The following is a 9,169-nucleotide window of genomic DNA, read 5'->3' as shown; positions in this document are numbered from 1 at the left end:
TGCAGGGGGGACCCTGTGGGAGAGTAGGACGCCGCCGAACGATTTTTCAGAGAAGCCCCTTCCGGGAGACCGGGAGGGGCTTCTCGCATTTCCGGTGCCGTAGGGTCGGCCTATGGACGCTACGACGGGTACGGACACGGCGGGGACCACCCCTGCAGGGGAGCGGCGGTACACCAGGGCCCTGGCGGCCGCCGGGGAGAGCACGGTCATCGCGCGCGAGGTGCTGGCGCCGGAGCAGCGGGATGCCGCGCTGCGGGTGCTGGCCGCGGCGAGCCGGGTGGACGGCCGGGAGGCCGTCTCCGAGCAGGGCCGGCTGCGACTGCGCGCCGCCGGAGCGGGCCGGGCGGGCGTCGTCCATCTGCTCCAGAGCACCGAGCGCACCGAGAACACCGAGAACACCGAGCGCACCGAGCGCACCGAGGGCCCCGGGAGTGCCGCGGCCGGTTACGCCCAGCTGGAGCTGCCGGCGGAGGCCACGGTCGGCCGGGCCACCGCCGAGCTGGTGGTGGCGCCCGAGCGGCGCGGCCATGGCCTCGGCCGGCAGCTGCTGGACACCGTGCTGGCCGAGACCGCGGGCTCGGTGGACATCTGGGCCCACGGTGACCACCCGGCCGCCCGCCGGCTGGCCGCGGAGTACGGCGCCGAGCTGGTTCGCGAGCTGCGGCAGCTGCGGCGTACCACCGTGCCCGGCGCCGAGCCGCTGGACGAGGTCCCGCCGCCGTCCGGGATCACCCTGCGGACCTTCCGCCCCGGCGAGGACGACGCGGCCTGGCTGGCGCTGAACGCGCTGGCCTTCGCCCACCACCCCGAGCAGGGCGCCTGGACCGCCCAGGACCTGGCCGACCGGATGGCCGAGCCGTGGTTCGACCCGGCCGGCTTCTTCCTGGCCGTCCGCGGCGACCGCCTGGTGGGCTTCCACTGGACCAAGGTCCACCCGGCCACCGAGGCCGGCCCCGCGCTCGGCGAGGTCTACGTGGTCGGCGTGGATCCGGCCGAGCAGGGCAGCGGGCTGGGCCGCGCACTCACCGCCGCCGGTCTGAGCCACCTCGGCCGGGACCGCGGCCTGGACACCGTGCTGCTCTACGTGGACGCCGACAATCCGGCCGCGCTGCGGGTATATGAACGACTGGGGTTCACCATCCACGAGGTGGACCTGATGTACCGGGTACCGGAAGGGAAGAGCGTGGCCGAAGGGTCCGCCGGATAGCGGGCCCCAGGGCCGACGGCCTCAGCTTTCCTCCTGGCCATGCGGTGTTTACCGTGGGTTCAATAAGCGCCGCGAAGATCACAGGATGAAGTCCGTAGTGTCTCGCTCCCATAGCTCCGGCCACGCGGCCCGGGCCGGTCGGCTAGCGGCCGTACCGGGTCCTCAGCGCGGCCGGGCCGAGCGGACCCAGCACACGGAATCCCGGAGCGCTCGGACCTCAGGCCGCTGGAGGAGCTGGAACCGATGAGCATCCCCCGTCCCGCCCCCACCGGGGCAACAGGCACCACCGACACGGCCGGCCCGGCCATGGCGGCGACCGCCCGTCCGACGGCCGCGGCCGCCGCCCACCCGGTCGGCCAGCCCGCCCTCTCGCTCGATCTCGACGAGTTCCCGGTGCTGGCCGGCCCGGGCACCGAGGAGCTGCCGCAGGGCCGCTTCCTGGACCGGGAACGCAGCTGGCTGGCGTTCAACGAGCGGGTGCTCGAACTCGCCGAGGACCCACGGATACCGCTGCTGGAGCGGACCAAGTTCCTGGCGATCTTCGCCAGCAACCTGGACGAGTTCTTCATGGTCCGGGTGGCCGGCCTGAAGCGCCGGATCGCCACCGGGGTGGCCCAGCGCAGCGCGTCCGGCCTGCAACCGCGCGAGGTGCTGGACCTGATCTGGACCAGGTCGCGCGAGCTCATGGCCCGGCACGCGGCCGCGTTCCAGCAGGACGTGCTGCCCGACCTGGCCGCCGAGGGCATCGAGGTGGTCCGCTGGCCGGAGCTGGGCGACAAGGAGCAGGGCCGCCTGCACACCCTGTTCCGCCAGCAGATCTTCCCGGTGCTGACCCCGCTCGCGGTGGACCCCGCGCACCCGTTCCCGTACATATCGGGACTGAGCCTGAACCTGGCGGTGGTGGTCCGCAATCCGGTCTCCGGCCACAAGCACTTCGCCCGGGTGAAGGTCCCGCAGTCCCTCTCGCGCTTCCTGGAGGCGTCGCCGCAGCGGTACGTCCCGCTGGAGGACGTGATGGGCGCGCACCTGGAGGAGCTCTTCCCGGGCATGGAGGTGCTCGCCCACCACGCCTTCCGGGTCACCCGCAACGAGGACCTGGAGGTGGAGGAGGACGACACCGAGAACATCCTCAAGGCCCTGGAGAAGGAGCTGATGCGGCGTCGGTTCGGCCCGCCGGTCCGGCTGGAGGTGGAGGAGTCGATCGACCCGTACATCCTCGACCTGCTGGTCCGCGAGCTGAACATCACCGAGGCGGAGGTCTTCCCGCTGCCCGGGCCGCTCGACCTGACCGGGCTGTTCGGGATCGCCGAGCTGGACCGGCCCGAGCTGAAGTACCCGAAGTTCGTGGCCGGCACCGCCCGCGGCCTGACCGACGTCGAGTCGGCCTCGCAGCCGGACATCTTCGCCGCCATGCGTGAGCGCGACGTGCTGCTGCACCACCCGTACGACAGCTTCTCCACCTCGGTGCAGGCCTTCCTGGAGCAGGCCGCGGCCGACCCGAACGTGCTGGCGATCAAGCAGACCCTGTACCGCACCTCCGGCGACTCGCCGATCGTGGACGCGCTGATCGACGCCGCCGAGTCCGGCAAGCAGGTACTGGTGCTGGTGGAGATCAAGGCCCGGTTCGACGAACAGGCCAACATCAAGTGGGCCCGGAAGCTCGAGGAGGCCGGCTGCCACGTGGTCTACGGCCTGATCGGGCTGAAGACGCACTGCAAGCTGTCCCTGGTGGTCCGTCAGGAGGGCGACACGCTGCGCCGCTACGCGCACGTCGGCACCGGCAACTACCACCCCAAGACGGCCCGGCTCTACGAGGACCTCGGGCTGCTCACCTCGGACCCGGACGTCGGCGCCGACCTGTCCGACCTGTTCAACCGGCTCTCCGGCTACTCGCGCCGGGAGTCCTACCGGCGGCTGCTGACCGCCCCGCGGGGTCTGCGGGACGGCCTGCTGATGCGGATCCAGAACGAGATCGCGATGCACCGGGCCGGCCGACCGGCGTACGTGAAGCTCAAGGTCAACTCGATCGTCGACGAGGTGGTGATCGACGCGCTCTACCGGGCCTCCCAGGCGGGCGTGCCGGTGGACGTGCTGGTGCGCGGCATCTGCGCGATTCGACCGGGTGTGCTCGGGCTGAGCGAGAACATCCGGGTCCGCAGCATCCTCGGCCGGTTCCTGGAGCACTCCCGGGTCTTCGTCTTCGGCGGTGGCGGCGACCCGGAAGTCTGGTTCGGCAGCGCCGATATGATGCACCGTAACCTGGACCGACGGATCGAGGCGCTGGTCAGGGTGACCGACCCGGCGCACCGGGCCGAGCTGTCCCGGCTGATCGACCTCGGCATGGCCGACGACACCGCGTCCTGGCACCTGGGCCCGGACGGGGCGTGGACCCGGCACAGCCGGGACGCCGACGACCAGCCGCTGCGGGACATCCAGGACCTGCTCATCGACTCGCGCCAGCGCCGCCGGAGTTCCTCCAGCACGCTCTGACCATCCGTCACCTGCCCTGGGGGAACGGGGAACCCACGACATGACTGACGCGCCCATGACGGCTCACGCGGCCACCGCGACCGCCGGCCAGGTGCTTTCCGGATATCTCACCGGCCAGGCCGGCGCGTTCCTGCGCGCCCTGCCACAGGCGGTGGGCGAGGCGGGGGCCCGGCCCGGCGCCGTGCCGTCCGTCAACTCGCCCGTCGGCACGGCCAGTACCGGCGAGCTGCTGCGCGCGGTGAGACGGATCGGTGGGGCGCTGCACACCTTCGGCGTGCTGCTCGACCCGGCCTGGGCGCAACAGTCCCGGAGCGAACTGCGCTGGCTGCTCAACCTGTTGGCCCAGGAGCCCGGCTATCTGCGGCGCACCGCACGGCTGTTGGCCGCACTGGACTCGCTCAGTTCGACCGCCTCGCCCGGCGAGTCGCGCGGGCCGGGCATGCTGGCCGGCCACCAGGGCGCTCCGAAGGCCCGGGCGCTGCTGGAGCGGCAGCTGACGCTGGCCCGCACCCGGGCGCACAGCGTCGTGCTGCAGGAGCTTCGGTCGGCCCGGCTGCACGCGCTGGCGGACCGGATGACCCTGCTGGTGGGCGAGACCCCGCTGGCGGAGCCGGCCATGGGCCGGGCGGCGGAGGTGCTGCTGCCGCAGGCCTCGGCGGCCTTCACCGCGCTGGGGGCGGCCGTCCAGCGGCTGCCGTTGTCGCGGGCCACGGTGGCCTACCAGGGCGACGCGCTGCACCGGCTCGGGACGGCCGGTGCCGTTCCGGCCCAGGTGCCGGCCCAGCCGCGTCCGGTGGCGGATGCGGACTCCGCGCTGGCGACCGACGACGCGCCGTGGCAGGGGGTGCGGATCCTGGTGAAGCGGGCCCGGTACGCGCTGGAGGTGTGCGGGCGGCCGGTGGTCGAGCTGGACGCCCTGAACGAGGTGCTGGACCGGCACCAGGACGCCACCGAGGCCGCCGTGACGGTGGCCACCGCCGCCCGCACGCCGCGGATCACCCCGGCGACCGCCTACGTGCTGGGGGTGGTGCATGCTGATCAACGACTTGAGGTCGAGTCCGCCCGGTACGCCTTCGGCCGGCAGTGGCCGACCCTCCCGCAGCACGGATGGCAGGAATGGGCGAGCGCCTGACAGGGGATGACCAGCGGCACCAGCCGCCCCGGATGGCGGTCGCCGGGACGGTGGACCGCGACGAGTCGGCCGACCGGGTCGAGCGCCGGAGGCTGCGCGAGGCCAGGCTGGGTGAGTCCGAGCTGCGGGACGGCGGGCCGCCCGGCGGCTGGACCGGCTCCGGCCACCCGACCGTCCCGGCGCCGGCCGGCCACCGCCCCGGCGCGCGGCACGACGGGCGGCCGAGCACGATCCTGGCGGCCGGCGCGGTGCTCTGGCGCCCGGGCGAGCCGCGCGCGGACGGCCGGGGTCGTCGCAAGCCGCGGATCGCGCTGATCCACCGGCCGAAGTACGACGACTGGAGCCTGCCCAAGGGCAAGCTGCACGCCGGGGAGAGCCCGGTGGAGGCGGCGGTGCGTGAGGTGGAGGAGGAGACCGGGCTGGTCTGCCGGCTGGTCGCGCCACTGCCCGCGCAGTACTACCTGGCGAACGGACGGCCCAAGGAGGTGCGGTACTGGGCGGCGGTGCCGGTGCGCGGGGAGTTCCGGCCGAACCGGGAGGTGGACCGGATGAAGTGGCTCAAGCCGGGCAAGGCCCGGGCCCGGTTGACCCACGCCCGGGACCGGGAGCTGGTCGACGCCCTGCTGGAGCGTCTGGCCGAGGTGGGGGACGCCTGGTTGGCACCCGGATGGCCGGTGCCGTTCCCGGGATGAGCCACCCGGCCGGGCGTGTCTTGGTCGAACCCTTGCCGTGATGCAACCGTTACTACCGGACCGTGTTTCCTGGTAGCCCTTCGAGGTTCACTCCCCGTTCATTTGCGACCGGCTGATGCGTCACCTGCTCGGCCTAGCTTCGGTCCTACCGGAGGGCCGGCGCGGCCCCGGACCACAGCAGGTCCGTCCGTCCGACCGCCCCAGAGCAGGTCAGGCGCGCGGCGGACGGCCAAAGAAAGGGACACCCTGTGAAGCTCCAGCGGAACGGCCGCACCAAGGCCCTCGCAATCGGTGCCGTGGCGCTCGTCAGCTCGCTGTCGCTCGCGGCCTGCGGCTCCGACAACAACTCCACCGCCTCCTCGGGTGGTTCGTCCGCCCCGGCCGCCTCGATCACCTGCGCCAGCAAGCAGGCGGGCCTGCTGGGTGCCGGCTCGACCGCCCAGGGCAACGCGATCGACGTGTGGAAGAACGCTTTCGGGTCCGCCTGCTCCGGCAGCACCATCACCTACAACGGTGTCGGCTCCGGTGCCGGTGTCCAGCAGTTCAACCAGGGCAAGGTCGCCTTCGCCGGCTCCGACTTCGCGCTCAAGCCGTCCGACATCGACGCCTCGAAGCAGGTCTGCACCGGTGGCGGTCAGGCCATCGACCTGCCGATGGTCGCCGGTCTGGTCTCGATCGTCTACAACGTCCAGGGCGTGAGCCACCTGGTGCTGGACGGCCCGACCACCGCGAAGATCTTCGACTCGCAGATCACCAAGTGGAACGACCCGGCCATCGCCGCCCTCAACCCGGGCGTCAACCTGCCGGACGCGCAGATCCAGACCTTCCACCGCTCGGACGACTCCGGCACCACCTACAACCTGACCTCGTACTTCGCCAAGACCTCCGGCGGCGCCTGGAGCTACCCGGCGAACAAGACCTGGGCGGGCAAGGGCGGCCAGTCGGCCTCCGGCAGCGCCGGCGTCTCCGCGCAGATCAAGCAGGTCCCGAACTCGATCGGCTACGTCGAGCTCTCCTACGCGCAGATCAACAACCTGCAGAGCGCCAGCATCGCCACCGGCGCCAGCAAGCCGGTCGACCCGACCGCCGCCAACGCCGCGACCACGCTGGCCAACTCCACGGTGATCGGCACCGGCAACGACCTGGCGCTGCAGCTCGACTACGGCACCAAGGCCGAGAACGCCTACCCGATCGTCCTGGTGACCTACGAGATCGCCTGCGACAAGGGCAACAAGCCCGACACGCTGGACACCCTGAAGTCCTTCCTCAACTACACCGCCAGCGACGCCGGCCAGCAGGCCATCGCCAGCAAGGGCTACGTGCCGATGCCCTCCGCCATCAGCGACAAGGTCAAGGCCGAGATCGGCCAGCTGAGCTAATCCAGGCACCGAGAGGTTGGTGGGCGGTCCCGTAAGGGGGAACGGGACCGCCCACCGACCTGTCACCGGCCCACCGGCCGAAACCACCGAAAGACCGTCCGGGGCACCGCCGCCATGGAGCCGCCCCCACCGGGGCAGCACCGCCAGACCGGAGTACCAACCTCATGACTTCCACACCACCCGATTCCCCCGGCCCTGACTCCGACGTGGGCAGGGACGCCGCCGCCGGCGGCAGTTCCCTGAAGGGCAAGGGCCGTCTCGGCGACAGCCTCTTCTTCGGCGCCTCCGCCGGGTCCGGGATCCTGCTGCTGGTCATCATGGCCGCCATCGCGGGCTTCCTGCTCTATCGCAGTGGACTGGCCATCAGCAAGGACCAGACCAACTTCCTGACCACCTTCGGGTGGGACCCGGACAACATCACCAAGCCCAGCTTCGGCATCGCCGTGCTGGCCTTCGGCACCGTGGTCAGCGCCCTGGTCGCGATGCTGATCGCGGTTCCGGTGGCGATCGGGATCGCGCTGTTCATCTCGCACTACGCGCCGCGCCGGATCGCCCAGCCGTTCGCCTACCTGGTCGACCTGCTGGCCGCCGTGCCCAGCATCGTCTACGGCCTGTGGGGCGCGCTCTTCCTGGTGCCGCACCTGAACGGGCTGAACAGCTGGCTGAACACCTACCTGGGCTGGACCTACGTCTTCAAGCAGACCCAGATCGGCCCCGCCCGCAACCTGTTCACCTGCGGCATCCTGCTGGCCATCATGATCCTGCCGATCATCACCGCGGTCAGCCGCGAGGTCTTCCGCCAGGTGCCGCGGATGCACGAGGAGGCGGCGCTGGCGCTGGGCGCCACCCGCTGGGAGGTGATCCGCACGGCGGTGCTGCCGTTCGGCCGCCCCGGGATCATCTCGGCCTCGATGCTCGGCCTCGGCCGCGCGCTCGGCGAGACCATCGCGGTCGCCACCGTGCTCTCCGCCTCGTCCACCCTCTCGCTGCACCTGCTGGACGCGGGCGGCGGCACCTTCGCGCAGAACATCGCGCTGAAGTTCGGTGAGGCCGGTAACGTCGGAAAGGACGCGCTGATGGCCTCCGGCCTGGTGCTGTTCCTGATCACCCTGCTGGTGAACGGCGGCGCCCGGCTGATCATCGCCCGCCGCAAGGAGTACTCGGGGGCCAACGCATGACCACGATCGCCAAGACCACGGACACCCCGCCGGCTCCCCGACTGAGTCAGCGGCTCACCACCGCGCGGCTGCCGCGCTGGGCCCCGGCCGGCGTGGCCGTGCTGTCCATCGCGCTGGGCTGCGCCCTGGGTGCGGGCTTCGGCCTCACCAGCCACCTGCAGTGGGGCCTGATCTCCGCGCTGCTCTACGTGGTGATCGGCTACGGCCTCTCGGCCAAGGTCGAGGGCGGTCGGCAGGCCCGCGACCGGCTGGCCACCTCGCTGGTCTGGGTGGCCTTCATCCTGGCCGTCGTCCCGCTCGCCTCGCTGGTCATCTACACCATCCAGCAGGGCGCCGGCGTGGTGAACGGCAACTTCCTGACCCACTCCATGAAGGGCGTGCTCTCCTCCGGCCCGGGTGGCGGCGTCTACCACGCGCTGCTCGGCACCCTGGAGCAGGTCGGCCTGGCCAGCCTGATCGCCGCGCCGGTCGGTCTGCTGACCGCGGTCTACCTGGTCGAGTACGGCCGGGGCCGGCTCGCCAAGGTGGTCACCTTCTTCGTCGACGTGATGACGGGTGTCCCGTCGATCGTCGCCGGTCTGTTCATCCTCTCCGTCTGGAACATCGCGCTGGGCTTCCAGTACTCCGGCTTCTCGGGCAGCCTGGCGCTGTCGATCCTGATGATGCCGGTGGTCGTGCGCTCCACCGAGGAGATGCTCAAGCTCGTCCCGAACGAGCTGCGCGAGGCCTCGTACGCGCTCGGCGTGCCCAAGTGGAAGACCATCCTGCGGATCGTCATCCCCACCGCGATCGGCGGTATCACCACCGGTGTGATGCTGGCGGTCGCCCGCATCACGGGTGAGACCGCCCCGGTGATGATGCTGGTGTTCGGTGCCGACTTCATCAACGGCAACCCGTTCCAGGGTCCGCAGCAGTCCCTGCCGCTGTACATCTGGCAGCAGTACGCGATGGTCGACAACGACTTCGGCTACGCCCGGGCCTGGGGCGCCGCGCTGGTGCTGATCGCCTTCGTGATGGCGCTCAACCTGATCGCCCGGGGCGTGGCACGCTGGCGTTCGCCGAAGTCCGGCCACTGACCGACCGACTGACGT

General features: G+C 71.6%; 7 protein-coding genes. All 7 read left to right on the top strand.

The genetic code is table 11. From position 1 onward, the window contains the following. Nucleotides 1-112 precede the first annotated feature (112 nt). Nucleotides 113-1,207 (top strand): mycothiol synthase, encoded by a 1,095-nt coding sequence (gene mshD / locus ACZ38L_RS22565; RefSeq protein ID WP_465696321.1) that lies wholly within the window; start codon nt 113-115, stop codon nt 1,205-1,207. Between the two features lie 306 nt (nt 1,208-1,513). Further along, on the top strand, nt 1,514-3,697 hold the full coding sequence (locus tag ACZ38L_RS22560; RefSeq protein ID WP_465696337.1) for an RNA degradosome polyphosphate kinase: 2,184 nt from the start codon (nt 1,514-1,516) through the stop codon (nt 3,695-3,697). Nucleotides 3,698-3,737: 40 nt separating this feature from the next. Continuing rightward, nucleotides 3,738-4,829: a CHAD domain-containing protein gene (locus ACZ38L_RS22555; protein WP_465696319.1), complete on the top strand. Its 1,092-nt coding sequence runs from the start codon at nt 3,738-3,740 to the stop codon at nt 4,827-4,829. Beyond that, nucleotides 4,814-5,521: an NUDIX hydrolase gene (locus ACZ38L_RS22550; RefSeq protein WP_465696317.1), complete on the top strand. Its 708-nt coding sequence runs from the start codon at nt 4,814-4,816 to the stop codon at nt 5,519-5,521. Before ACZ38L_RS22555 ends, ACZ38L_RS22550 begins: the two co-directional genes overlap by 16 nt. A gap of 248 nt (nt 5,522-5,769) precedes the next feature. Next, the gene (pstS, locus tag ACZ38L_RS22545; RefSeq protein ID WP_465696315.1) at nt 5,770-6,900 is read left to right on the top strand and encodes a phosphate ABC transporter substrate-binding protein PstS; all 1,131 of its coding nucleotides are present in this window, start codon (nt 5,770-5,772) and stop codon (nt 6,898-6,900) included. A 164-nt stretch (nt 6,901-7,064) separates the two neighbouring features. Further along, on the top strand, nt 7,065-8,078 hold the full coding sequence (gene pstC, locus ACZ38L_RS22540) for a phosphate ABC transporter permease subunit PstC (RefSeq protein WP_396566520.1): 1,014 nt from the start codon (nt 7,065-7,067) through the stop codon (nt 8,076-8,078). Further along, on the top strand, nt 8,075-9,154 hold the full coding sequence (gene pstA / locus ACZ38L_RS22535) for a phosphate ABC transporter permease PstA (protein WP_465696313.1): 1,080 nt from the start codon (nt 8,075-8,077) through the stop codon (nt 9,152-9,154). The genes pstC and pstA overlap by 4 nt, the downstream gene beginning before the upstream one ends. Nucleotides 9,155-9,169: the final 15 nt, after the last annotated feature.

The organism is Kitasatospora sp. NPDC024654 (assembly GCF_055559155.1).
Note: the sequence above shows the minus strand (reverse complement) of the source record. Positions and strands in the feature narration are given on the sequence as shown.